The sequence below is a fragment of the Amycolatopsis sp. 195334CR genome, from assembly GCF_017309385.1.
Classification (GTDB): domain Bacteria; phylum Actinomycetota; class Actinomycetes; order Mycobacteriales; family Pseudonocardiaceae; genus Amycolatopsis.
This window is the reverse complement of record NZ_JAFJMJ010000003.1, coordinates 29,168-52,059: the sequence shown is the minus strand read 5'-3', so window position 1 is coordinate 52,059 and position 22,892 is coordinate 29,168. Positions and strand designations below refer to the sequence as shown.

Here is a 22,892-nt window from a genome sequence, read left to right as displayed (position 1 = left end):
TAAATGTCCGTCTTCCGCGAAGGAGCCGAAGGTGACCGAGCAGATCGCCACGGTGGGGCGCGCCGACGAACTGGCCGCGCTCGCCGCCGTTTCCGCACCCGCGCTGATCCTCGTCGGCGGGGAGGCGGGCATCGGCAAGACCCGGCTGGTCGGCGGCCTGCCGGGGCAGAAGTTCGTCGGTCGTTGCTCGCCGCTGCGCGAACCGCTCCCGCTCGGCCCGGTGGTCGAGGCACTGGGCCTGGCCGGGGGATTCCCGGCGTTGCGCAAACTACTCGACGACGCCGGACCGGCGACGCTGGTCATCGAAGACCTGCACTGGGCGGACAACGCCACCTGGGAGTTCCTGCGCTACCTCTGCCCGCGCCTCCCGCCGGGGCTGCGGGTGGTGCTCACCTACCGGCCCCAGGAAACGCGGCCGATCGATCTCGCCGCCGGTGCGCCGACGGCGGTGGAGATCGAACTGCGGCCGCTGAACCGCGCCGAAGCGGCGGAACTGGCCGCCGCGCACCTGGGTGTCCGCGCGGTTTCGGCGGCCTTCGCCGACCGGCTCCACGCGCTGACCGGCGGAGTTCCCTTCGTCATCGAGGAAGTGGTGCGCGCACTGCCCGATTCCACCGCGTTGTTCGGCGACCTCCAGCCCTCGGTGGCGTTGCGCGGGTCGTTCGCCCAGCGGCTGGGCCAGGTTTCCGCGCCGGCCCGCGCGGCGGTGGTCGCGGCGGCGGTTTTCGCGGTACCGGTGGAGGAATCGCTGCTCGGCGCACCGGAAGCGGTCGACGAAGCGCTCGACGCCGGGCTGCTGGTGACGACCGGCCCCGGCCGGTTCTCCACCCGGCACGCCCTCGCGTCCCGCGCCATCGAGGAACTGCTCGGCCCCGCCGAACGCCGTGCCGTGCACCGCGCCGCCGCCGACGCGCTCGCTTCGGCCGATCCGGCGCCCGCGTTGCGCCTGGCGCACCACAGCCGTGAGGCCGGGCGCGTGCGCGACTGGGTGCGGTACGCGCTCGCGGCGGGGGAGCAGGCCCACCGCACCGGCGAGGGCGACGCGGTGGTCGACCTGCTCGCCGGCGCGCTCGCCGCGCCGGGACTGGCCCAGGCTGACCGGCTGCGCCTGGCCACGCTGCTCGGGCGGGTCGCCGCGCACGGCAGCAGGCACGACGTCGCGATCAAGGCGTTGCAGGCGTTGCTCACCGAGGACTTCACCCCGGTGCAGCGCGGGGAGATCCGGCTCGCCCTGGCGATGCTGTTGTGCCAGCAGGGCTGCGACCGGACCGCGGGCCGCCACCAGCTCACCCTGGCGGCCGGGGAACTGGCGCCCCGCCCGGACCTCGCCGCACGGGCGATGGCCGCGCTGGCGGTGGCCGGGGATGGCACCGAAGCCGTCGCGGACCGGCGGAAATGGGCCGGCCGGGCGCTCGCCCTGCTCGACCACGTGGACGACCTGGAGGTGCGCACGGCGGTCCGCGTCAACCACGCGACCGTCCTGCTGTTCGCGGGCGATCCCGGTGGCCGCGCGGCGGCGGAGAAGGTGCTCGCCGAGCCGGGCGTGCCCGCGCAACTGTCCAGGGGAGCGGTCAACTTCGCCGACGCGGCGGCCTGGCTGGGCCATCCGGAGGACGCGCGCCGCATGCTCACCCGCGCGCGGGCGCTGTCGGACGAGGACGAGTACCTCGACGTGGTGATGGCGGGCACCCGGCTGCGTGCCGACTTCGCCGCGGGGGACTGGGCGGGCCTGGCCGACCGCGCCGAGGTGGTCCGCGCCGACGCCTGGCGCCTGCCCGAGCTGGACGCCGAAGCGCGGCTGGTGCTGGGGGAACTGGCGCTGGCGAAGGGCGACCTGGTGACCGCGCGCCACGAACTGCGCGCGGTGGCGGAGGTCGCCGCGGCGGACCTGTCCATGCCGATGCTGCTGGCCGCGCGGACCGCCCTGGCCAGGATCGAACCGGAACCGCTGACCGATCTGCTGGCCGCGATCCGCAAGCAGGACCTCTGGGTGTGGGCCGCCGACCTGGTGCCACTGGCCGTGCGTGAACTCGATGAAGCCGACCGATTACTCAGCGAATTCCGCGCGGGTTTCGCGGACCTGGACGCCCCGCTGGTGACGGCTGCCGCGCACTTGACCGCCGGAATGCTCCACCGGAGTGAAACCGAATTCACCGCGGCGATCGACGGTTACCGCGCACTGGGGCGGCCGTATTCCGCCCTGCGCGCGGCCGAGGCGTTCGCGGAACTGCGGCTGCGTTCCGGTGACGAAAAACCGCTCGCGCGCACGGCCGCCGGATACACCGCGCTCGGTGCTTCCTGGGACGCCGCGCGCTGCGCGGAAACCTTGCGCCGCAACGGATACCGCATTCCGCACCGGCGGGGGAGACGCGGTTACGGGCAGGCGTTGTCGCCGCGGGAGAAATCGGTCGCCGAACTGGCCGGGCGCGGGCTGACCAATCGCCAGATCGCCGAATCGCTGTTCCTGTCGATCCGCACGGTCGAGGCGCACGTGGCCAGCGCGATGCGCAAACGCCGGGTCCGCGACCGCCGCCTGCTGGCCGGGGAATAACTCCCGGCCCGCTGCTGTTGGACGCGGTGTTCCCCAGCACGGCCGCCGAAAATGGCGCGCGCCGTGCTGCCCTCGTCCCGCAGAATCATGACCCACCGAGTTGTACTCCACCGCCTGGAAGGGGGCGGCTTCACCATGGACTTCGACAGCGTGTACTACGACAACTGGACCGAACTGGCCGCCTGCGGCGACCACGACCCCGAACTGTTCTTCCCGCTCTCCGACGTGGGCCCCGGTGCCCGGCAGGCGGAGCGGGCCAAGGCCGTCTGCGCCGGCTGCCCGGTGCGGGCGCGGTGCCTGGACTACGCCATGGACAACGGCCTGGACCACGGCATCTTCGGCGGCGCCACGGAACGCGAACGGCGGGCGCTCAAGCGCGCCTCGTCACCGCAGGCCGCCTGAGCCCGCCACGGACCCGGTACGCCCTCCGCCGTACCCCGGCGGCGTGCGTACCGGGCCGGGCGCAGGCGGACAAGCCCGACGTGGGCCGACGACACGACGGCCCGCGCTCCGCAGACTTTTCCCATGCACACCACCACTTCCAGCCGGGCCCCGCGGTTCCGGCTCAGCCCACGGGCGCGCAAGTCCGTGGTGGCGCTCCACATCGTCACCTCGGTCGGCTGGCTCGGCATCACCGCGGCCAACCTGGTGCTCCTGCTCAGCGGCCTGTCCACCGCCGACCCGACCCGCCAGCACGCCGCCTTCACCGCCATGGCGATGGTCGGCGAGACCCTGCTCATCCCGGTCAGCCTGCTCACCTTCGCCAGCGGGCTGGTGTTGTCGCTGGCCACCAAGTGGGGCCTGTTCCGGCACTGGTGGGTGGCGATCAAGTTCGTGCTCACGCTGATCGCGGTGGTGCTCACGCCGCTGTCCTCGGTGCCGGGGCTGGGCGAACTGGCGGCGGCCGTCTCCGCCGCTCCGTCCGGTCAGCTGATCGACACCAGCGCGTACGCCGGTGGGCTGCTTTCGGCCGGGTTCGTCTCGTCGGGCATGTACCTGACCTGCGTGCTGATGACCGCGTTCAAGCCCGGCGGGCGGATCCGGAAACGGCGCTGACCGGCTTCCCGTCGTGCCAGACCGCCCTGACCCGGCTCGCCAGGTCCTCGGTGTCCAGCCCGGTTCCGTCCAGCAGCACCAGATCCGCGCGCTTGCGCTCGGTGATCTCACCCCGGTCGGCGGCCAGCCCGAGCAGCTTGGCGGCGTCCAAAGTGGACGCGCGGAGCGCGCCGGCCGCGCCGAGCCCGGCCTCGGCGAGGTGGTGGATCTCCCGCAGTGCACGGGTGTGCGGGCTGACCGGGTTGTCGGTGCCCATCGCGATCGGCACCCCGGCCGCCAGCGCGAGGCGCACCGACTCCCGGTGCGCCTCGGCCCGTTCGGCCGGCGCCTCGGCTTCCTGCGTGCAGGACAGCGTCGGCACGAACCACGTGCCCGCCTCGGCCATCGCGGCCACGGCGGCTTCGTCCAGGTAGACGCCGTGCTCGACGCTGGCCGCACCCGCCCGCGCGGCCAGTTCCGCCGCCCGGGCGCCGTGCGCGTGCACCATCACCCGGCGGCCGCCCTGCCGCGCGGCCTCGTCGACGACGGCGGTCAGTTCCTCGGCGGTGAGCTGCACGTCGTGCACCCCGGTCCCGGCGGCGACCGAGCCGGTGGCGGCGAGCTTGATCCAGTCCGCGCCCGCGCGCACCATCCGGCGGACCACCGCCCTGGCCTGGTCCGGTCCGTCGAAGATCGGGTCGGGCATGGACGGGTCGCCGAAGAAGTCGACCGGCCCGGTGCCCGCGCCCCAGTGGTCGCCGATGCTGCCGGTGGTGCCGGTCTGGCGCAGGCTGATCAGCACCCGCGGCCCGTCGATCCAGCCGCGCTCCACCGCCAGCCGCAGGCCGGCGTCGGCGCCCCAGGCGTCGCGCACGGTGGTGATGCCGAGGCCGAGCAGCGTGCGCAGCACGGGGACGGCGGACAGCACGCGGGCCGAGCGCGGCAGGCCGTACGGGTCACCGCCGAGGGTCTGCGCCATGCCGACGTGGGTGTGGCAGTCGATGAAGCCGGGCACCAGCAGGCCGCCGGTGCAGTCGACCGCCTCGTCGCCGTCGAGGTCGGTGCCCACCGCGGCGATGCGGTCGCCGTCGAGCACCACGTCGGCCCGGCTCACTTCCCCGGAAGCGGCGTCGAACACCGAGCCGCCGGTCAGTAGGTACCGCATGCCCGCATCCTGTCAGTTGCGCGCCCGGCGGGCCGTCAGTATTCTGCGTGGGCAATATTGCTGGGACGGAATATAGGAGGCGTCGTGGGGTTCGCGCTGCGGTTCGAACGGCGGCTGGCGCATTCGCGGGAGAAGGTGTGGCGCGCGCTGACCGAGCGGGACGAACTGCGGGCCTGGTTCGTCCAGATCCTCGACTACGACCGCTCGCGCCTGGAGTTCACCGAAGGGGCCGGACTCGCCTTCGTGGCGGCGTCCGGCCCGATCGGCGCGGGCACGGTCCTCCGGGCCGACCGGCCGAGCCTGCTGGAGTACACCTGGGACGGTGAGCTGCTGCGCTTCGAGCTGACCGCCGACGGCGACCACGCCTGCACGCTGGTGTTCACCAACGTCGTGGACGGGCCCGAGACCGGCTCCGCGGTCGCACCCGGCTGGGAGGCCGGGCTCGACCTGCTCGCGGCCCACCTCGACGGTGTCTAACCCCGTCGTGCGGTGAGCAGGAGCCGTCCGCTGCCGAGCTCGTAGGCTTCCCCGGCCGGGCCGCCGAACAGCTCGATGCCGATGAACCCGTTGCCGGACAACAGATCGACCAGTTGCGCCACGGTGTACACGTGGTGGATCGCGGTCACGTCGACCTCCTCTCCGCCACGGGAGAACCGGTAGCGGCTGAACACCCGGCTCCCGGCGACGTCGTACTCGCTGGTCGCGAGCACGGTGATGTCGCCGGTGCGCAGGGTCCGCGGCTCGGCCCGGTAACCGGGCAGGATCGACTCCGCCGCCGAGCCGAAGTCGACGACCAGCCCGCCGCCGGGCCGGACGGCGGCGCCCAGCGCGGCGGCGAACTCCCGCAGGCCGTCGAGTTCGAGGTAGCCGAAACTGTTGCCGAGGCACAGCACGGCGTCGAACCCGGCGTCCCGCGGGATCTCCCGCATGTCGGCCTGGACGAATTCGACGTCGAGACCGGCGGCGGCGCGCCGGGCGTGGCCGATCGCTTCGGCGGACAAGTCGACACCGGTCACCCGGTGCCCGCGACGGGCGAGTTCGAGGCTGTGCCGCCCGCTGCCGCACGGCACGTCCAGTATCCGCGAACGCGGGGTGAGACCGAGGTTCTGCTCGAGGAAATCGATCTCCTGGACGGTGGTCTCCGGCGGCACGGCCCGGCGCCAGAACTCGTTGGGCAGTTCGGTGAAGAAATCCACGTACCAGGTGGATGAAGGTATTCCGGACATGAGGAAGCTCCTTGCGGTGCATCGGTTTGACGGTCGATGGCACCGGGCGGCCGGAGGCTCAGGCGGCCTCGCGGTGATGGCCCGGGGCGAGAGTCCGGGCAGCCATGGCTGCCTCCATGTTCGCGGTTCCCCGACGGTAGCAGTGCCACGCGGGCTGGGTACACGGCTTTTCGTGCGGTCTGCCCGGGCGGGGAGCCGGGCCTGGTTAATTGTTCACCGCGTTGAACAAGCGTAAAAATGCGCGAATTCCGATTCTTTGAGGTAGGCTCCCCCTTTGTCATTTTTACGGATCACCCGATTCGGAAAGTGAGGTAAAAAGGTGACCGGAACCGCCGTACGAGTGGTTTCGCTGCCGATGCAGCGGGTGGGTGGTGAACACAGCGTCAGCATGGTCGCGGCCGAGGAGTTCCTCCGTTTGCTTTACCACGAGCAACCTTCCGTCGGCGAGTTGTCCGTGCGGCTGGCCGAGGTCCGCGCCGAGATCGAGGCCACGGGCACCTACCGGCACACCGAAGCGGAACTGGAATTCGGGGCCAGGGTCGCCTGGCGCAACGCCGACCGGTGCATCGGCCGGTTGTACTGGCGGAGCCTGAAAATTCGCGACCGGCGCCAGGTCACCGACGCCGCCGGTATTGCCGGACAATGTTTCGATCACCTCCGCGAAGTGACAAGAGGCGGCCGGATAAGATCGGCGGTGACGATCTTCGCGCCCGATTCCGGGGCGGGGAACGGGCCGCGGATCTGGAATGAACAATTGATCCGTTATGCGGCTTATCGCGGTCCCGGCGGTTCGGTGCTGGGTGATCCGAGGAACCTCGCCTTCACCGATCTCGCGCGCCGGCTCGGCTGGTGCCCGCCCGCGGAGCGCGGCCCGTTCGACCTGCTGCCGCTGATCATCGAGGCGGCCGAGGGCGAACTGCACTGGTTCACCCTGCCCGCCGACGCGGTGCTGGAGGTGCCGTTGAGCCACCCGGACCTGCCGTGGTTCGCCGAGCTGGGGCTGCGGTGGCACGCGGTGCCCGCGATCAGCTGCATGCCGCTGGAGATCGGCGGGGTGCGTTACCCGGCGGCGCCGTTCAACGGGTGGTACATGGGCACCGAGGTGGGCGCGCGCAACCTCGCCGACACCGCCCGGTACGACCTGCTGCCGCAGATCGCGCGGCGGATGGGCCTGCGTGACGGCGCGCTGTGGCGCGACCGGGCGATGGTGGAGCTCACCGTGGCCGTGCACCACTCCTTCGAGGCGGCGGGGGTGACCATCACCGACCACCACACCGAGGCACGCCGGTTCCTCACCCACCTGGGCCGCGAGGAGGAGGCGGGCCGGGTGTGCCGGGCGGACTGGAGCTGGATCGTGCCGCCGCTGTCGGGCAGCCAGACCCCGGTGTTCCACCGGTACTACGACCCGCCGGACACCACCGTGCGCCCGGCGTTCCTCCCGGCGCAGTAGCCCGCCGAGTGCTGTGAATGTGGCTTTCACTGCAGAATCCGCTGTGAAAGCCACATTCACAGCACGGGGTCAGCCCGGTAGGGCGAAGAGTTCTCCTTGCACCGGTTCCTCCGGAGCGGTGGCGGGTGGTTCGGCGGGCGCTTGCGCGCACCACTGTTCCAGCTCCTCGAGCGACGCGGCGGCCGATTCCCTGGCCGCCGGGTCCTCGTGCGGGGCGCCCGCCAGCGCGGCGCGCGCGGTGAACAGGATGCGGTCGCGGTCGGCGGGGGAGAGCCAGCCCGTGCGCTGCCAGGTGTCCAGCCGCTCGCGTGCCTGGGCGGCCAGTTCGGCGAGCAGGGCGAGGTCCTCCTCGTCCAGTTCGAGGACACCGGGCGGGGCGCCGAGCCCGCCCGCGGTGTAGGTGGCGGCGGCCGGGATCGTGTCCGCGTAGGTGGCGGCGGCGTGGTCCTGGCCGCGCACCGCGGCCTCGGTGGCGCACCAGTTCGTGATGGTCGCGGCGGCTTGGCCGAGCCGGCTGTCGAGCGGGGTCATGAACACTTCCCCTCTTCTCGGGTGCTGCTCCCGATGGTGCCACCGCACCCCCGCCGGACCCCCACAGGGCGCGCCGAGCGCTCAGGAACCGGCCAGGCGCGCCGCCTTCGCCGCGGCGCTGTGCCCCGGCGCGACCCCGTCCACCAGCACCAGCTCCCCGGCGAGGTGGTCCGCGCGCAGCGGCAGGATCTCCTGGTAGGCGGGCGAGGCGTACCAGGCCCTCGCCCGTTCCATATCCGGGAACTCGACCAGCACCACGTCCCCCGGCCAGTCGCCTTCCTTCACGTCCAGCACGCCGCCGTGCACCAGGAACCGGCCGCCGAACGGGTCGAGCGTGTCCTGCACGCGGGCCATGTACTCGAGCACGGCGGGGTGGACGGATTCGGAACGTCGCAGGTGAGCGAGTGCGTAAGCGGTCATGAACCCATGTTGTCCGAGCCCGCGCGCCGGGTCGATTACGCCGGAGGTAATGCCGGTCATTCCGGCAGCAGCGACATGACCTCCGAAACCGGGCGCAGGTGCTGGTTCAGGATGCGCGCGGCCTCGGTCTCGTCGTGCCGTGCCAGTGCGTCGACCAGGGCGCGGTGCTCGGCGTTGATCACCGCCAGCCGGTCCGGCCTGGCCTGCAGCGCGCGCACGGCGACCCGCTGCTGCCGCGAGCGCAGCGTGTCGTACAGCTCGGTGAGCACGGAGTTCCCGGCGGCGTTGACCATCGCGCGGTGGAAGGTGCGGTCCAGGCCGGACACCTCGAACCAGTCGCCCGCCTCGCCGGCGCGTTCCATCGCCTCCAGCAGCTCGGGCATCTGCTCCGGCACCCCGGCGCGGTTCGCGCACAGCGTGGCGATCGCGTGGCCCTCGATCAGCCGCCGGGTCTGGTAGACCTCCTCCAGTTCCCGCGCGGTGACCGTCCTGACCTGCGCGCCCTTGCGCGGCAGCAGGCTGATGAACCGCTCGGCGGCCAGCCGGTGGAAGGCCTCCCGCACCGGCGTGCGCGACACCCCGACCACCCCGGACACCCAGTGCTCGTCGAGGAACCGCCCGGCCTCGATCTCGCCGGAGATGATCCCGTCGCGCAGCCAGGTGTAGACCCGATCGCGCGCGGGGCCTTCCGCGGTCCCGGTCATGGAGCTCCTCTCGCCGGCGTGCCGAGAGGATCCTACACCCCTGGACATCTCGTGTATCCGTCATGTATACACAGATCCCACTCGACGTGGTGGAGGTCTGCATGAACGCGAAAACCCCTGATCGGCGCTATGCGGTCTGGCTCTCCGACCCCGGTTTCGCCGCCGCGGAGATCGCCCGCGGCATCGGCTACGGGGCGGTGGTGCTGGACATCGAGCACGGCGCGTTCGACCTGGCCGACCTGGAGCGGTTCATCCCGTTCGCCCGCGCGCTCGGCCTGGAGGTGCTGGCCAAGGTGCTGGGTCCGGAACGCGGCCCGATCCAGCAGGCGCTGGACTTCGGCGCGGACGCGGTGGTCATCCCGCACGTGGAGAACGCCGCGCACGCCAAGGAGGTCACCGCGTTCGCGAAGTTCCCGCCGCTGGGCGACCGCAGCTTCGCCGGCGGGCGGACCACCGGCTACGGCGGGTTCACCGACGCGTGGGTGTCCGAACAGGACAGCCGCACCCGCTGCCTGCCGATGATCGAGGACGCCGGTGCCATCAAAGAGATCGACGCGATCCTCGCACTGGACACTGTGGACGGTGTGTTCGTCGGTCCGTCGGATCTCTCGCTGCGGCGGGAACGCGGTGCCTACGCGCGCACCGACGGCGACTTCGCCGACCTCCGGCGCGTCGCCGAAGCCGCGGCCGCCGCCGGGAAACCGTGGGTGCTGCCCGCGTGGAGCGAGGCCGAGAAGGAGTTCGCCGCGCGCAACGGCGCCGACCAGCTGGCGCTGATCATGCAGCACGGCGCGCTCGCAGCCGGGTTCAGCGCGCCCTTCGAGCAGATGACCGCGATCGACGCGGCCGCGGGCCGATGACCACCGCCCGCGAGGCGGTCAGGACCGGCCGGGCGCGCTGGGGCATCGCGGGCGTGCTCGGCGTGGGCATGTTCGTCAACTACATCGACCGCGTGAACCTGTCCATCGCCGCGCCCGAGATCATGCGGGACTTCGAGATCAGCGCGTCGCAGATGGGGTTGCTGTCCTCGGCGTTCCTGTGGACCTACGCCATGCTGCAGCTGCCGATCGGCTCGATCGTCGACCGGATCGGCGTGCGCTGGGTGAACCGGGTCGCGGCGGCGCTGTGGGCGGTGGCGTCGTTCGCCTCCGCCGCGGCGGGCGGGCTCGGGCTGCTGCTGGCGTCGCGGCTGGTGCTCGGCGTCGGTGAGGCGCCGACGATCCCGGCGGGCTGGAAAGCCATCGGACAGTGGTTCCCGCGCCAGGAACGCGGTACCGCCACGGCGATCTTCGACGGCTGCGCCAAGGCCTCGAACGTGCTCGGCATCCCGGTGATGGCGTTCCTGGTCACCACCTTCAGCTGGCACGCGGCGTTCCTGTTCACCGGCGCGCTCAGCGTGGTGTACCTGCTCGTGTGGTGGTTTCTCTACCTCACGCCGAAGCAGGCGCTGGCGCGCGGCAGGCTCACCGAGGCCGAGTACGCCTACATCCGGCAGAACGGTGCCGAGGACGAGGACGCGACCAACAGCGGTTCCTCCCTGCGCGGGCTCGGGCACCTGCTGCGCCGCCGCAAGACCTGGGGGCTCGCGCTCGGTTATGCCTCCTACACCTACGCCTACTACGTGCTGCTCACCTGGCTGCCCGGGTACCTGGAAAAGCAGTTCGGCGTGAAGCTGCTCGCCGGTGGCGTCTACACGATGATCCCCTGGCTGGTGGCGGTCGCCGCGCAGTTCCTGATCGCCGGCGTGGTGATGGACCGGCTGATCGCGCTCAGCGGTGACGAGACGAAGGTGCGGCGGATCGTGCTCGTGGTGAGCATGCTCGTCTCGCTCTCGGTGGCGGGCGCGGCCTACGCCGATTCGGTGGCCGTGGCGCTGGTGTTCCTCTCGATCGGCGCGGCCGGGCTCGCGGTGTCGGTGCCCGCGGGGGCCAGCATCGTCGCGCTGATCGCGCCCGAGGGGTTCACCGGCACGCTCGGCGGCATCGTGAACTTCGTGGCGAACCTGCTGGGCATCGCCGCGCCGATCGTCACCGGCGCGGTGGTCGACGTGACCGGCTCGTTCGCCGGTGCCTTCCTGGTCACCGGCGTGGTGCTGGTGGCCGGAATCCTGTGTTACACCCTGGTACTGGGCCGGATCGAACCGATGCGCGCCCCCGACGCGGAACGAGGATGAGGATCATGGTGCACGTCGCCGTCGCGCAGTTCGCCCCCGGCGAGGACAAGCGGGCGAACCTGGCGGAGGTCACCCGGCTGGTGGACGAGGCGGTCGCCCGCGGCGCCCGGGTGGTGGTGCTGCCCGAGTACGCCATGTTCACCGTGCCCGCGATGGACGAGCGGTTCGTCGAGTCGGCCGAGCCGCTGGACGGGGAGTGGGTCTCCGGGCTGCGCGCGCTGGCCGCCGAGCGCCGGGTCACCCTGGTCGCGGGCGTCAACGAGGCGCTGCCCGGTACCGGCCGCATCTCGAACACGCTGGTCGCGGCGGGGGAGGACGGCTCGATCGCCGCGCTCTACCGCAAACTGCACCTCTACGACGCGTTCGGCTTCCGCGAGTCGGACTTCGTCCGGTCGGGCGACATCGAACTGCCCGAGACGTTCCAGGTCGACGACCTCACCTTCGGTCTGCAGACCTGCTACGACCTGCGGTTCCCCGAGGTGACGCGGCGGCTGGTGGACGCGGGGGCGGACGTGGTGCTGCTGCCCGCGGAGTGGGTGCCCGGGCCGTTGAAGGAGGACCACTGGACCACGCTCATCCGCGCGCGGGCCATCGAGAACACCCTTTACCTGGCCGCGGCGGGCCAGTGCGCGCCGACCGGCTCGGGCAACAGCCTGATCGCCGACCCGATGGGCGTGGTGGTCGCGGCACTGGGGGAGCGGACCGCCACCGCGGGGGCCGAGCTGACCAGGGAGCGGCTGGACGAGGTGCGGGCGAAGAACCCGGCCCTGCGGCTGCGGCGGTTCAAGATCACTTCTTGACCGATCCCGATCATTTCCGATCGTGGGTTTGACTTCGCTCGGTGGTCTGGACCAAGTTGTTGGTTAGTTTCTGTCCGGTCCCCCCATCGTCGAGGAGTCCGATCATGATCTCTCGCCGCGCCTTCATCGGCGGTTCCGCCGCGGCGCTGGCCGGTGTCGCGCTGAGCCGGTTCGCGCCGGCTTCGGCCGCCACGCCGGAAACGTTCAACCTGAGCATCCGCAACGAGTCCGGCTCCGGGACCGCGTATGCCTACGTCACCGGGCTTTCCGACGGGAAGCCGATCTTCGTCAAGGAGGGCGGGGCGACCTACTTCCCGCCGTCGCCGGGTGAGCCGACCACGCCGCTGGCCGAGGACTGCGCCATCCCGCTCGGCGGGCCGGGCAGCACCACGTCGGTCCGCGTGCCGCGCATGTACGGCGCGCGGATCTACGTGGTCACCGAGAAGAAGATGACCTTCTTCGTCAACCCCGGGCCGAACGTGGTGCACCCGAGCTTCCTCAACCCGGACGACCCGAACTACGCGCTGGACTGGTCGTTCGCCGAGTTCACCTTCAACGAGGCCGAACTGTTCGTGAACGTCAGCTACGTGGACTTCGTGGCGGCGCCGCTCTCGCTCGGGCTGACCACGCTGTCCGGGGCGTCCGACGAGGTGCCGGGCCTGCCCGCGGGCGCGCTCGACGACATCTGCTCGGCGCTGGAGGCGCAGGCGGCGAAGGACGGCGCGCCGTGGGGCAAGCTGATCCAGAAGGTCGACGGCCGCAACCTGCGGGCGATGAGCGCGCACTACCAGGCCGCGGAGTTCTCGGACTACTTCAACGGGTACGTGGACGAGGTGTGGGCCAAGTACGGCGGGAGCCCGCTGACCGTGGACACGCAGGCGTCGTGGGGCAAGGTGACCGCGCAGGTCGCCGACGGCGTGCTGAAGTTCGACAACGGGGAGACGTTCGCGAAGCCGAGCACCGCGGACATCCTCAGCTGCGACTCGGGCCCGTTCGCCCTGGACGGTGCCAGTGATGTCCGGAAGGCCATCATCCCCAGGCTGGCGGCGGCGCTGAACCGCACCACGCTGCGGGACAACGCCGACCAGCCGAACGGGGAGAAGCCGGAGAACTTCTATAAGACGGAGAAGACGAACCACTACGCGCGCATCGTGCACGAGCGCCTGCCGGACAACCGGGGTTACGCCTTCCCGTACGACGACGTCACCTCCACCGGCGGCCCGGACTTCAGCGGCGCGGTGCGCGCCGGTGACCCGGACACGCTGACCATCACGCTGAAGAAGCTGCACTCGTAACCGATGCCGTGAAGGTGGCTTTCACAGCCGAATACGGCGTGAAAGCCACCTTCACTGCACGGAAGCGGTGTTCAGTCGAGCTGGATACCGACGATGCAGGTGTCGTCGTCGGTGTCGGCGTTGCTGTGGGTGAGCAGGTTGTCCAGCTTGCCCTGCAGGGAATCCGCGGGGACCTCCGCCAGGGTCAGCAGCTGCGCGATCGCCTCGTCGATGGAGCGGCCCTTCCGCTCGATCAGCCCGTCGGTGTACAGCAGCAGGATGTCCGACGGGGCCAGCTGCACGCTCTGCTCCTCGTACTCGGCCACCGAAGTCGCCCCCAGGAGGATGCCGCCGATCATCGGCTGGCAGCTCGCCCGCTGCCGCCGGATGAGCACCGGGGGCAGGTGCCCGGCCCGCGCCCAGCGCAGCACCCGCGTCGCCGGGTCGTAGATGCCGCAGACCGCCGTCGCGATCACGCGCTTGGCCAGGTGGTGCGCCACCAGGTTCAGCCACGTCAGCAGCTGCGCCGGACCGGCACCGGTGGCCGCCAGCCCGCGCAGCGCGTTGCGCAGCACCACCATCCCGGTCGCCGCCTCGATGCCGTGGCCGGCGATGTCGCCGACGGAGAGCAGGATCTGCTTGGACGGCAACATCACCGCGTCGTACCAGTCACCGCCGACGAGCTGGTCGTTCTCCGCGGGCCGGTAGTGCACCGCCACGCGCAGCCCGGCGGTGGCGACCGGGTCCGGCGCGGTCGGCATGATGGCGCGCTGCAGGTGCAGGGCCAGCCGGTTGCGCTCGGCCGACTGCTGCTCGCTGTGCGCGAGCTGGTCCCGCGTGGCCGCCAGCGCCACCTCCGTCCAGTGCTGCGCGGAGATGTCCTGGTACGCCCCGCGCACGGTGAGCAGCCGCCCGTCCGCGTCGAGCACCGGATCGGCGATCACCCGGATGTGCCGCGCGATCCCGTCCGGCCGCTGCAACCGGAACGCGGTGGAGGCGGGACGGCGGTGGTGCAGCAGGGTGCGCAGGAACCGGCCGATGGCGATCGCGTCGTCCGGATCGGCGTGCGCGGACAACCGCTGCAGCGCGATGGGCTCGGCCGTCACCGGCAGCCCGTACAGCGTGAAAACCTCGGTGTTCCAAGCGATTTCCCCGGTGACCGCGTTCTCCTCGAACCCGCCGATCCGGCCGAGCCGCTGCGCGTGCTGCAACAGGCTCGCCAGCCGCGCGGTCTCGTCCTGCACCCGCCAGATCAGCAGCACCGCGCCGCCGTGGCGGCTGACGCTGATGCCCGCGGTCAGCGTCACCGGCACCTGCTCGACCAGCGTGGTGAGCGTGGTCTGCTTGGCGTGGAACGGTTCCCCGGTGGCGTGCACGTGCTCGACCTTGTCGAACAACCCGCTCTTCCCGGCCACCATCGGGTAGACCTCGAGCAGCCGCGCCCCGGCCACGGTGCTGCGCGGGCGCCCGGCCGGATCGGCGAACGCGGCGTTGGCGTGGTGGATGCGGAAGTCGATCAGCCCGCCGTCGGGGCCGAGTTCGGGCAGCAGCACCAAAGCCGGGTCGAGCACCGCGTCCGCGACGGCCACCAGCCGGATGGCGCCGGGTTCGTCCGCCGGAACGGCTTCCGTCACCGGCGCGTCCAGCGTGCGGGCGCACAGGGTGGCCAGCGCCTCGATCTGCCGCTCGATCTGCCGCGACAGCCGTTCCAGCGGACCCGGCCAGCAGATCTCCAGCACGCCGAGGATGCGGCCGCCCGCGTCGGCGGGCACGGTCACCCGCGCGCCCGAGACCTCCCGGTGGCCGATCGACGGGGTCCGGTCGAGGTGCTCCACCCACACCAGGCGGCGCTCGGTGAGCGCGCGGCGCGCGGGCGTGGTGATGCCCGGCGGGACGTAGCGCCAGCGCCCGCCCTCCTCCGCGGTGAGCCCGGCGAAACCCGCCAGTGAAAGGGAAGCGTCCGCGCCGGCCGCCCAGATGGCGACCGCGGTCGCGCCCAGCGGGGCGAGCGCGTGCGCCAGCAGCGACTCCGCGACGGCCTGCGCGTCGGACGCCGCGGACACCCCGCTTTCCGCGCTGCGCAAGCGAACCGCGGCGGACGGCCCGGGGTCCACCGCCGCGTCCAGCAGTTCGTCCGCGGCCTCGCCGAGCTTGTCCCGCGCGGCCTGGTTGATGATGTCCGCGGCCAGTTCCAGCTGCGGCACCCCGGCCTGCTCGGCCAGTTCGGCCAGCTGCCGCGCGGCCTGCGACGGTCCACAGTGGAGTCTTTCGACCAGGATGCCCTTGGCCAGCTCGACCAGCGCGCGGCCCTCGGTCCCGGCGTGCGCCTCGCGGACCTCGGCCCGCAGCCGCTCGACGGTGGCCGCGAGCCTGGTCAGGTTCTCGGCTTCGTCCTCCTCGGTCCGCACCGGCACGTCCCTAGTCCTCCAGCCAGCGCTGGATGCACGCCAGCAGGTGCGCCGAGTCCACCGGCTTGGTCACGTAGTCGTTCGCCCCGGAACCCAGGCTCTTCTCCTGGTCACCCGGCATCGCCTTGGCGGTGACCGCGATGATCGGCAGCTCCCGGTGCTCCGGCATGGCCCTGATCGCCGCGGTGGCCGCGTACCCGTCCATCTCCGGCATCATCACATCCATCAGCACCAGGTCGATCTCCGGGTGCGCGACCAGCGTCTCCAGCCCCTGCCGCCCGTTCTCCGCGTGCAGCACGCGCAGGCCGTGCACCTCCAGCATGCTGGTCAGCGCGTAGACGTTGCGGGTGTCGTCGTCGACCACCAGCACCGTGCGCCCGGCCACCCGCTGGTCCACCTCGCGCGGTGACGCCTCCGTGCCGGTGGCCTGCGCGCGGACCAGCGGCAGCACGTCGCCCGGCTGCTCGGCGGTCATGTGCAGCGCGATCCGCTCCCGCAGTTCGTCCAGGCTGGAGAGCAGTTCGAGCGGTTGCGCGCTGGCTCTGGCCTGGAGCGCGCGTTCGGCGTCCCCGCCGAGCCGCCGGTTGTGGTGCGCCAGCACCGGGACCGCGCGCAGCGCCGAGTCACCGTCCATCGCGGCGAGGAAGCGCAGGCCCGCGCCCTCGGGCATGTCCAGCTCCAGCACCACGCAGTGGAACGCCTGCGAGGCCAGCGTGGCCGCGGCCTCCTCGGCACCGACCACGGTGACCAGTTCGACCGGCCCCCTGGTCTCGATCATCTCCGGCACCTCGGCCAGGTCGGCGAGCACGCTCTCGGCCACCAGCGACAGCAGCCCGCGCGGGTACTTCTCGATCACGAGCAGCCGCCGCTGCTGGGGCGGTCCGGCCGAGGCCACCGCCGGCGGCGCCGGCGCCGGGGCGGGTGCCGGAACGGGCGAGACCTCCTCGAAGTCCGGCCGGGCCACCGGCAGGTACAGGGTGAACGTGCTGCCCTGGGCCGGGGTGCTGGACACGGTGATCACGCCGCCGAGCAGGAAGGCGATCTCGCGGCTGATCGACAGGCCGAGCCCGGTGCCGCCGTACTTGCGGCTGGTGGTGCCGTCGGCCTGCTGGAAGGCACCGAAGATCGACTGCAGCTGCTGCTCGGGGATGCCGATCCCGGTGTCGGTGACCCGGAAGGCGATGGCCGCGCCGTGGTGGCCGACCTGCGCGGGCAGCTCCGGCGCCACCGCCGGTTCGATGTGCAGTTCGACGCCGCCCTCCTCGGTGAACTTCACCGCGTTGGACAGCAGGTTGCGCAGCACCTGGCGCAACCGCGAGTCGTCGGTGAGCAGGTCGACCGGCACACCGGGCGCGGTGGTCACCCGGAAGCTCAGGTTCTTCTGCGTGGTCAGCGGCCGGAAGGTGGCCTCGACGTAGTCCAGCAGCCGCCGCAGCGGCACCCGCTCCGGGCTGATGTCCATCTTGCCCGCCTCGACCTTCGACAGGTCCAGGATGTCGTTGATCAGCTGCAGCAGGTCCGAGCCCGCCGAGTGGATGATCCCGGCGTACTCGACCTGCTTCGAGGTCAGGTTGCGGGTCGGGTTCTGGGCCAGCAGCTGGGCCAGGATGAGCAGGCTGTTCAACGGGGTCCGCAGCTCGTGGCTCATGTTCGCGAGGAACTCGGACTTGTACTTCGAGGCGATGGTGAGCTGCTGCGCGCGGGTCTCCAGTTCCTGCCTGGCCTGCTCGATCTCCAGGTTCTTCGCCTCGATGTCGCTGTTCTGGCTGGCCAGCAGCGCGGCCTTCTCCTCCAGTTCGGCGTTGGACCGCTGCAGTTCCTCCTGCCGGATCTGCAGCTCACCCGAGCGGGACTGCAGTTCGGTGGCCAGCCGCTGCGACTCGACCAGCAGCTCGTCGGTGCGGGAGTTGGCCACGATGGTGTTCACGTTGACGCCGACGGTCTCCATCAGCTGGTCGAGGAAGTCGCGGTGGGTGGCGGTGAACCGGTGCACCGAGGCCAGCTCGATCACGCCGAGCACCTGGTCCTCCACCACGATCGGCAGCACCAGCAGGTTGGTCGGCGCGGTCTGGCCGAGCCCGGAGGAGATGGCGATGAACCCGGCGGGCATCTCGTCCACCGCGATCGTCCGCCTGCTGCGGGCGGCCTGGCCGACCAGCGACTCGCCGAAGCGGAAGCGGATCTCGTGGTCGGAGACCGGGTGCCCGTAGGCGCCGATCAGCCGCAGCTCCGGGACGTCGGAGGACTCGTCGGCCAGGTAGAAGGCGCCGTACTGGGCCGAGACCAGCGGGGCCAGCTCGTCCATGATCAGCTCGGCCACCACGCGCAGGTCCCGGCGGCCCTGCATCAGGCTGGAGATGCGGGCCAGGTTCGACTTGAGCCAGTCCTGCTCCTGGTTGGCCTTGGTGGTCTCGCGCAGCGACTCCACCATCGAGTTGATGTTGTCCTTCAGCTCGGCGACCTCGCCGGAGGCCACCACGGTGATCGACCGGGTCAGGTCGCCCTCGGCCACCGCGCTGGTCACCTCGGCGATCGCGCGCACCTGCCTGGTCAGGTTCCCGGCCAGTTCGTTGACGTTCTCGGTGAGCCGCTTCCAGGTGCCGGACACGCCCTCGACCTCGGCCTGCCCGCCGAGGCGGCCCTCGCTGCCGACCTCGCGCGCCACGCGCGTCACCTCGGCGGCGAACGCGGACAGCGTGTCGACCATGGTGTTGATGGTGGTCTTGAGCTCGAGTATCTCGCCGCGGGCGTCGACGTCGATCTTGCGGGTCAGGTCGCCGAGCGCCACCGCGGTGGTCACCTGGGCGATGTTGCGCACCTGGTTGGTCAGGTTGTTCGCCATGAAGTTGACGTTGTCGGTGAGGTCCTTCCAGGTGCCCGCCACGTTCGGCACCTGCGCCTGCCCGCCGAGCATGCCCTCGGTGCCGACTTCGCGGGCGACGCGGGTGACCTCGTCGGCGAAGGCGGACAGCGTGTCGACCATCGTGTTGATCACCCCGGCGAGCGCGGCGACCTCGCCCTTGGCCTCCACGGTGATCTTCTGCGAGAGGTCACCGCGCGCGACCGCGGTGGCGACCTGGGCGATGGACCGCACCTGACCGGTCAGGTTCGACGCCATCACGTTCACGTTGTCGGTCAGGTCCTCCCAGGTCCCCGACACCCCGCGCACGGTGGCCTGCCCGCCGAGGTTGCCCTCGGTACCCACTTCGCGGGCGACGCGGGTGACCTCGTCGGCGAAGGCGGAGAGCTGGTCGACCATGGTGTTGATGGTTTCCTTCAGCTCCAGGATCTCCCCGCGCGCGTCCACGCGGATCTTCTGCGACAGGTCGCCCTTGGCCACCGCGGTGGTCACCTGGGCGATCGAGCGCACCTGCGCGGTCAGGTTGTCGGCCATCACGTTCACCGACTCGGTGAGCGCCTTCCAGGTGCCGGACACGCCCTTGACGTCGGCCTGCCCGCCCAGCCGCCCCTCGGTGCCGACCTCGCGGGCGACGCGGGTGACCTCGTCGGCGAAGGCGGAGAGCTGGTCGACCATGGTGTTGATGGTGTTCTTGAGCTCCAGGATCTCCCCGCGCGCGGTGACGGTGATCTTCTGCGAGAGGTCACCGCGGGCCACGGCGGTGGCGACCTGGGCGATGGAGCGCACCTGCGCGGTCAGGTTGCCCGCCATGAAGTTCACCGAGTCGGTCAGGTCGCGCCAGGTGCCGGAAACGCCCTTCACGTCGGCCTGGCCGCCGAGAATTCCCTCGGTGCCCACTTCGCGCGCCATTCTGGTGACTTCGTCGGCGAACGAGGAAAGCTGGTCGACCATCGTGTTGATGGTGTTCTTGAGTTCGAGGATTTCGCCGCGCGCGTCGACGTCGATTTTCTGCGAAAGGTCGCCCCTGGCCACCGCCGTGGTCACCTGGGCGATATTGCGCACCTGGTCGGTGAGATTTCCCGCCATGAAATTCACCGAATCGGTGAGATCGCGCCACACCCCGCCGACCCCGGGCACCTGCGCCTGCCCGCCGAGGCGGCCCTCGCTGCCCACTTCGCGCGCCACCCGGGTGACCTCGTCGGCGAACGAGGAAAGCTGGTCGACCATCGTGTTGACGGTTTCCTTGAGTTCGAGGATTTCCCCGCGCGCGTCCACGTCGATCTTCTGCGACAGATCGCCACTGGCCACCGCGGTGGCCACCTGGGCGATGTCGCGCACCTGCGTGGTCAGGTTGCCCGCCATCGCGTTCACCGAGTCGGTGAGGTCCTCCCAGGTGCCCGAAACCCCGGGTACCTGTGCCTGCCCGCCGAGGCGGCCGTCGGTGCCCACTTCGCGGGCCACCCGGGTGACCTCGGAGGTGAACAGGGAAAGCTGGTCGACCATGCCGTTGAAGACGGTGGCGATTTCCCCGAGCAGACCGTCAGCATCACCCGGGAGGCGGATACCGAAATCCCCGTCGCGGACCGCGGTCAGCCCCGCCAGCAATTGGCGCAACTCCGGTTGCTCTGCCCGGTGTGGTGCGCGGTTTTCACTGATCGTCGCCTCGCCCATGCCACAACCCCGCTTCGCTTCGGCCTGCCACGACCGGCGGCACCGCGCTTCAACTTACCGCCGCGGGCTCCTGATCGGGATAGCCGAAATCGTTCAGAAAGCTTAATCCTCGCGGAGCGCTTCCTCGCGGGTCTGGTAGACGTCGAGCACCTCGGTCAGGCCGGTGATCTCCAGCGGGCGGAGGGTGGCGGTGCCACCGGCCACCACGCGCAGTTCGGCGGCGTCCCCGGCGGCTTCGCGCAGCGACACCATGGCTTCCAGCCCGGCCGACGCCAGGAAGACCACCTCGGTCAGGTCCAGCACCAGCCGCGCGGGGTGCTCGGCCAGCGCCTCGGTGCCCGCCTCCCGGACGCGGGGCGCGGTGAGCAGGTCGATCTCGCCGCCCACCACCACGAGCACGGTGGCGCCGTGCCGCTCCGTCCGCACGGTCAGCGGGGGGCCCTCGCTGGACGCCATCAGGTCGGAAGTCACGCCGGTCATCCTCCCACGGCGAGGTCACGGCACGATGCCCGGCGCACTCCGTTCCACCAAGCGGAGGAAGGCGCGATGAACGGCCGCAGCACCGCGGTCAGTTCCGCGTCCCCGCGCCTGTTGAGCTCGTCGGAGGCGATCTTCCTGGCCACCCCGGCGAGGAAATCGGCGACCTGCACCCTGGCGTCGTCCCGGGAATCGACGAATCGCAGGCGCAGTGGGACATTCCCGAGCAGCGCGCGAACCTGGGCGATCCGTGGCCCGGTCAGCGACGGCTGTTCGTCGTGCACCACGGAAACGCCGCGGCCCCCCGCCCCGGCCCGCCGCACTATTTCGGCGAACGCGGGCAGCAGCGGATTCACGATCGCGCCCGCCCGCCATTCCGCCACGTCGGCCCGGCGGAGGCGGTCGGCCAATTCCGTGCCGGAAACCAGCTCGGCCAGTGAATCGACCGGATGCGCGCGATTCGTGGTGCGGATCAGGTCGTTGAAAGCGCCTAGCACACGCGTCCACCCACGGGCGCCGAACGTGCGCAGACCGTCGGCGTGCAGCCGGGCCCGGTCGTCCCCGAGCAGATCGGCCAGCAGGCCGGCGGTGAAGTACGCCTTGTCGGTCAGGTGCACCTCGGCCAGGCCGTGGATCGGGCCGCCGGGGCTCAGCAGCCAGACCAGCACCGGGCGGTGCTTCGACCGCAGCAGGTGGTTGGCCTTGTACTCCAGCGCGGGGGAGCGGATGCGCTCGCGGATCTCCCGGAGGCACTCCTCGGCGGCGGCCGAGCTCAACCGGACCCCGGCGTGGGCGAACACGTCGGTTTCCCCGCCGATGAGCTTCTCGCCCTCGGACCCGGATTCGTCGCAGGCGATCTCGACGAACGGCTGCTCGTCGTCACGCATGCGGGTGATCGTAACCGCCCTAGACGACCATCGCGTGCACGGCGGCGGGCGCGGACCCGCTCGCGAAGCTGGGTGAGCGGCCGGGCGGCCTAGGCCACGGGGCGCACGCCCTGCCCGATCGCGGAGGCGAGGAAGCACCAGCCCCGGGAGACGGTCAGGCAGGGCAGGTGCCGTTCCCGCAACCGCTTCAGCAGGGGCTCGTCGCCGTGCAGGAGTTTCTGGTCGACCACACCACAGATGACCCCCTCCTCCACCTCGTCCGCCGCGACCACGCCGTGCCGCCGCGCCCAGGCGGCCAGCTCACGCATCGGCGCGGAATCGCCGAGGTAGATCACCTTCAGCGCGGTGGTGGTTCTTCGTTCGTCGGCGTTCATCCCTCGCTCCACTTCTCCCGGGCGGCGCTGCCGGCGGGAATAGCCGGAAACGCGGCTTTCGAAACCGTTGAACACCAGGAACCGGGAGCTTCGCCAGTCGGTTTCCACCCAACCGTTCAGGTGTTCCACCGGGTGGTGGCCCGGCGGCGGTGGTAGTCGATGGTGACTACCGCCAGTAACGGCCCCCAGGCGAGCAGCGGGGCATAACAGAGGGTCACCACGGCCTGCTGGAGTGGTCCACCCAGGTTAGCCAGCATGCCGCGCGCGAACGCGTTGTAACCGGCGAAGAGCACCAGCACGGTGACCCCGAGCGCGCCGAGCGCGGCGGGCACCACCGCGGCGAGCGGCGGCACGGCCCGGCCGCCCAGCACCGGCACCCAGCGCGGCACCACCTCGCCCCACGGCCGGACCAGGCCGAGGGTGAGCAGGCCCAGGCCTTCGGCCACCACGGTGAGCAGCAGCATGTACGCGTGGTCGGCGGTGGTGGCGGGCAGCGTGGTGAAGGCGGGGATCCCCAGCATCGCGCCGATCCGCCACAGCCCGGACGGCAGGATGACGAGCGGGACGGCGTGGGCGGCGATCCTCGCCCAGCGGGGGACGGCGGTGCGAACGGTCATGGCTTCAGCCTCGCCCCGTGGCCGCGCCCGCCGGTTCCCGCCACGGGACGAACCGCCTCCCTCCCAGGTGGGAGCCGTGATCGGCCGCCCTCGGAAGGTCCACTGTGGACATGTTGGTGAATGGTGTGAACACGGTTGGGAATCTTCTGACAAAACCGGACAAGGTGCGCCACGCGTCTTGACGGGGACATTGGTCTAGTCCACTGTCGGTGGGCATACCAGGTCGCGGAACGTGTCCGCCTGCGGACCGACCGCGACAGCCGGTCCCC

The 22,892-nt window shown here is 71.3% G+C and carries 20 protein-coding genes; 9 read left to right on the top strand and 11 right to left on the bottom strand.

What is annotated here, in order from left to right:
* Nucleotides 1–31 precede the first annotated feature (31 nt).
* The 3 genes from JYK18_RS48145 (at nt 32) to JYK18_RS37290 (ending at nt 3,607) form a co-directional block, all read left to right on the top strand.
* A complete protein-coding gene (locus JYK18_RS48145; protein WP_206808392.1) occupies nt 32–2,551 on the top strand; it encodes a LuxR C-terminal-related transcriptional regulator in 2,520 nt (839 codons plus the stop codon).
* Nucleotides 2,552–2,686: 135 nt separating this feature from the next.
* Nucleotides 2,687–2,953 carry a WhiB family transcriptional regulator gene (locus JYK18_RS37295; protein WP_206808389.1) on the top strand — a complete coding sequence of 89 codons (267 nt, stop codon included), beginning with the start codon at nt 2,687–2,689 and terminating at the stop codon, nt 2,951–2,953.
* A 123-nt stretch (nt 2,954–3,076) separates the two neighbouring features.
* Nucleotides 3,077–3,607, top strand: coding sequence for a hypothetical protein (locus JYK18_RS37290; protein ID WP_206808387.1), 531 nt, complete (start codon nt 3,077–3,079; stop codon nt 3,605–3,607).
* Here JYK18_RS37290 and JYK18_RS37285 read toward each other — a convergent pair.
* Nucleotides 3,573–4,751, bottom strand: a complete 1,179-nt coding sequence (locus JYK18_RS37285; protein ID WP_206808385.1) for an amidohydrolase family protein — start codon at nt 4,749–4,751, stop codon at nt 3,573–3,575. The genes JYK18_RS37290 and JYK18_RS37285 overlap by 35 nt on opposite strands.
* Before the next feature lie 84 nt (nt 4,752–4,835).
* On the opposite strand from JYK18_RS37285, the gene JYK18_RS37280 reads away from it, so the two are divergent.
* Complete coding sequence (locus JYK18_RS37280; protein ID WP_307796236.1) at nt 4,836–5,228, top strand: SRPBCC domain-containing protein; 393 nt, start codon at nt 4,836–4,838, stop codon at nt 5,226–5,228.
* Here JYK18_RS37280 and JYK18_RS37275 read toward each other — a convergent pair.
* Nucleotides 5,225–5,977, bottom strand: coding sequence for a bifunctional 2-polyprenyl-6-hydroxyphenol methylase/3-demethylubiquinol 3-O-methyltransferase UbiG (locus JYK18_RS37275; protein ID WP_206808382.1), 753 nt, complete (start codon nt 5,975–5,977; stop codon nt 5,225–5,227). The two genes, JYK18_RS37280 and JYK18_RS37275, sit on opposite strands and share 4 nt — an antisense overlap.
* A 355-nt stretch (nt 5,978–6,332) precedes the next feature.
* On the opposite strand from JYK18_RS37275, the gene JYK18_RS37270 reads away from it, so the two are divergent.
* Complete coding sequence (locus JYK18_RS37270; protein ID WP_206809911.1) at nt 6,333–7,427, top strand: nitric oxide synthase oxygenase; 1,095 nt, start codon at nt 6,333–6,335, stop codon at nt 7,425–7,427.
* 69 nt (nt 7,428–7,496) lie between these two features.
* On the opposite strand, the gene JYK18_RS37265 is transcribed toward JYK18_RS37270, so the two are convergent.
* From JYK18_RS37265 to JYK18_RS37255, 3 genes are all read right to left on the bottom strand, one after another.
* On the bottom strand, nt 7,497–7,958 hold the full coding sequence (locus JYK18_RS37265) for a hypothetical protein (protein WP_206808381.1): 462 nt from the start codon (nt 7,956–7,958) through the stop codon (nt 7,497–7,499).
* Nucleotides 7,959–8,039: 81 nt separating this feature from the next.
* A complete protein-coding gene (locus JYK18_RS37260) occupies nt 8,040–8,378 on the bottom strand; it encodes a DUF1330 domain-containing protein (protein ID WP_206808380.1) in 339 nt (112 codons plus the stop codon).
* Between the two features lie 56 nt (nt 8,379–8,434).
* Nucleotides 8,435–9,082: a GntR family transcriptional regulator gene (locus JYK18_RS37255; RefSeq protein ID WP_206808379.1), complete on the bottom strand. Its 648-nt coding sequence runs from the start codon at nt 9,080–9,082 to the stop codon at nt 8,435–8,437.
* Between the two features lie 101 nt (nt 9,083–9,183).
* On the opposite strand from JYK18_RS37255, the gene JYK18_RS37250 reads away from it, so the two are divergent.
* The 4 genes from JYK18_RS37250 to JYK18_RS37235 all read left to right on the top strand — a co-directional run bounded on the left by JYK18_RS37250 (nt 9,184) and on the right by JYK18_RS37235 (nt 13,350).
* Complete coding sequence (locus tag JYK18_RS37250) at nt 9,184–9,942, top strand: HpcH/HpaI aldolase/citrate lyase family protein (RefSeq protein ID WP_206808378.1); 759 nt, start codon at nt 9,184–9,186, stop codon at nt 9,940–9,942.
* Nucleotides 9,939–11,255, top strand: a complete 1,317-nt coding sequence (locus JYK18_RS37245; RefSeq protein ID WP_206808377.1) for an MFS transporter — start codon at nt 9,939–9,941, stop codon at nt 11,253–11,255. The genes JYK18_RS37250 and JYK18_RS37245 overlap by 4 nt, the downstream gene beginning before the upstream one ends.
* Nucleotides 11,252–12,055, top strand: coding sequence for a carbon-nitrogen hydrolase family protein (locus JYK18_RS37240; protein ID WP_242583914.1), 804 nt, complete (start codon nt 11,252–11,254; stop codon nt 12,053–12,055). Before JYK18_RS37245 ends, JYK18_RS37240 begins: the two co-directional genes overlap by 4 nt.
* 104 nt (nt 12,056–12,159) lie before the next feature.
* Nucleotides 12,160–13,350 carry a glycoside hydrolase family 64 protein gene (locus JYK18_RS37235; RefSeq protein WP_206808376.1) on the top strand — a complete coding sequence of 397 codons (1,191 nt, stop codon included), beginning with the start codon at nt 12,160–12,162 and terminating at the stop codon, nt 13,348–13,350.
* Between the two features lie 71 nt (nt 13,351–13,421).
* Here the strand turns inward: JYK18_RS37235 and JYK18_RS37230 are convergent, their stop codons facing one another.
* From JYK18_RS37230 to JYK18_RS37205, 6 genes are all read right to left on the bottom strand, one after another.
* Entirely contained in the window at nt 13,422–15,743 is a 2,322-nt protein-coding gene (locus tag JYK18_RS37230; RefSeq protein WP_206808375.1) for a SpoIIE family protein phosphatase, read from the bottom strand.
* Between the two features lie 4 nt (nt 15,744–15,747).
* Complete coding sequence (locus JYK18_RS37225) at nt 15,748–20,268, bottom strand: HAMP domain-containing protein (protein ID WP_206808374.1); 4,521 nt, start codon at nt 20,266–20,268, stop codon at nt 15,748–15,750.
* Nucleotides 20,269–20,370: 102 nt separating this feature from the next.
* A complete protein-coding gene (locus tag JYK18_RS37220; protein WP_206808373.1) occupies nt 20,371–20,739 on the bottom strand; it encodes an STAS domain-containing protein in 369 nt (122 codons plus the stop codon).
* Nucleotides 20,740–20,744: 5 nt separating this feature from the next.
* Nucleotides 20,745–21,632, bottom strand: a complete 888-nt coding sequence (locus JYK18_RS37215; protein ID WP_206808372.1) for a DUF3800 domain-containing protein — start codon at nt 21,630–21,632, stop codon at nt 20,745–20,747.
* Nucleotides 21,633–21,721: 89 nt separating this feature from the next.
* Entirely contained in the window at nt 21,722–22,006 is a 285-nt protein-coding gene (locus tag JYK18_RS37210) for a hypothetical protein (protein WP_206808371.1), read from the bottom strand.
* Between the two features lie 116 nt (nt 22,007–22,122).
* Nucleotides 22,123–22,623, bottom strand: a complete 501-nt coding sequence (locus tag JYK18_RS37205; RefSeq protein WP_206808370.1) for a hypothetical protein — start codon at nt 22,621–22,623, stop codon at nt 22,123–22,125.
* Nucleotides 22,624–22,892: the final 269 nt, after the last annotated feature.

What these genes read in the sequence shown, in the direction of transcription:
- JYK18_RS37260 (WP_206808380.1), bottom strand. Translation starts at nt 8,378, where the DNA reads ATGACCGCTTACGCACTCGCTCACCTGCGACGTTCCGAATCCGTCCAC.
- JYK18_RS37285 (WP_206808385.1), bottom strand. Translation starts at nt 4,751, where the DNA reads ATGCGGTACCTACTGACCGGCGGCTCGGTGTTCGACGCCGCTTCCGGG.
- JYK18_RS37270 (WP_206809911.1), top strand. Translation starts at nt 6,333, where the DNA reads ATGCAGCGGGTGGGTGGTGAACACAGCGTCAGCATGGTCGCGGCCGAG.
- JYK18_RS37225 (WP_206808374.1), bottom strand. Translation starts at nt 20,268, where the DNA reads ATGGGCGAGGCGACGATCAGTGAAAACCGCGCACCACACCGGGCAGAG.
- JYK18_RS37295 (WP_206808389.1), top strand. Translation starts at nt 2,687, where the DNA reads ATGGACTTCGACAGCGTGTACTACGACAACTGGACCGAACTGGCCGCC.
- JYK18_RS37290 (WP_206808387.1), top strand. Translation starts at nt 3,077, where the DNA reads ATGCACACCACCACTTCCAGCCGGGCCCCGCGGTTCCGGCTCAGCCCA.
- JYK18_RS37265 (WP_206808381.1), bottom strand. Translation starts at nt 7,958, where the DNA reads ATGACCCCGCTCGACAGCCGGCTCGGCCAAGCCGCCGCGACCATCACG.
- JYK18_RS37245 (WP_206808377.1), top strand. Translation starts at nt 9,939, where the DNA reads ATGACCACCGCCCGCGAGGCGGTCAGGACCGGCCGGGCGCGCTGGGGC.
- JYK18_RS37255 (WP_206808379.1), bottom strand. Translation starts at nt 9,082, where the DNA reads ATGACCGGGACCGCGGAAGGCCCCGCGCGCGATCGGGTCTACACCTGG.
- JYK18_RS37240 (WP_242583914.1), top strand. Translation starts at nt 11,252, where the DNA reads ATGAGGATCATGGTGCACGTCGCCGTCGCGCAGTTCGCCCCCGGCGAG.
- JYK18_RS37250 (WP_206808378.1), top strand. Translation starts at nt 9,184, where the DNA reads ATGAACGCGAAAACCCCTGATCGGCGCTATGCGGTCTGGCTCTCCGAC.
- JYK18_RS37275 (WP_206808382.1), bottom strand. Translation starts at nt 5,977, where the DNA reads ATGTCCGGAATACCTTCATCCACCTGGTACGTGGATTTCTTCACCGAA.
- JYK18_RS37210 (WP_206808371.1), bottom strand. Translation starts at nt 22,006, where the DNA reads ATGAACGCCGACGAACGAAGAACCACCACCGCGCTGAAGGTGATCTAC.
- JYK18_RS37205 (WP_206808370.1), bottom strand. Translation starts at nt 22,623, where the DNA reads ATGACCGTTCGCACCGCCGTCCCCCGCTGGGCGAGGATCGCCGCCCAC.
- JYK18_RS37235 (WP_206808376.1), top strand. Translation starts at nt 12,160, where the DNA reads ATGATCTCTCGCCGCGCCTTCATCGGCGGTTCCGCCGCGGCGCTGGCC.
- JYK18_RS37215 (WP_206808372.1), bottom strand. Translation starts at nt 21,632, where the DNA reads ATGCGTGACGACGAGCAGCCGTTCGTCGAGATCGCCTGCGACGAATCC.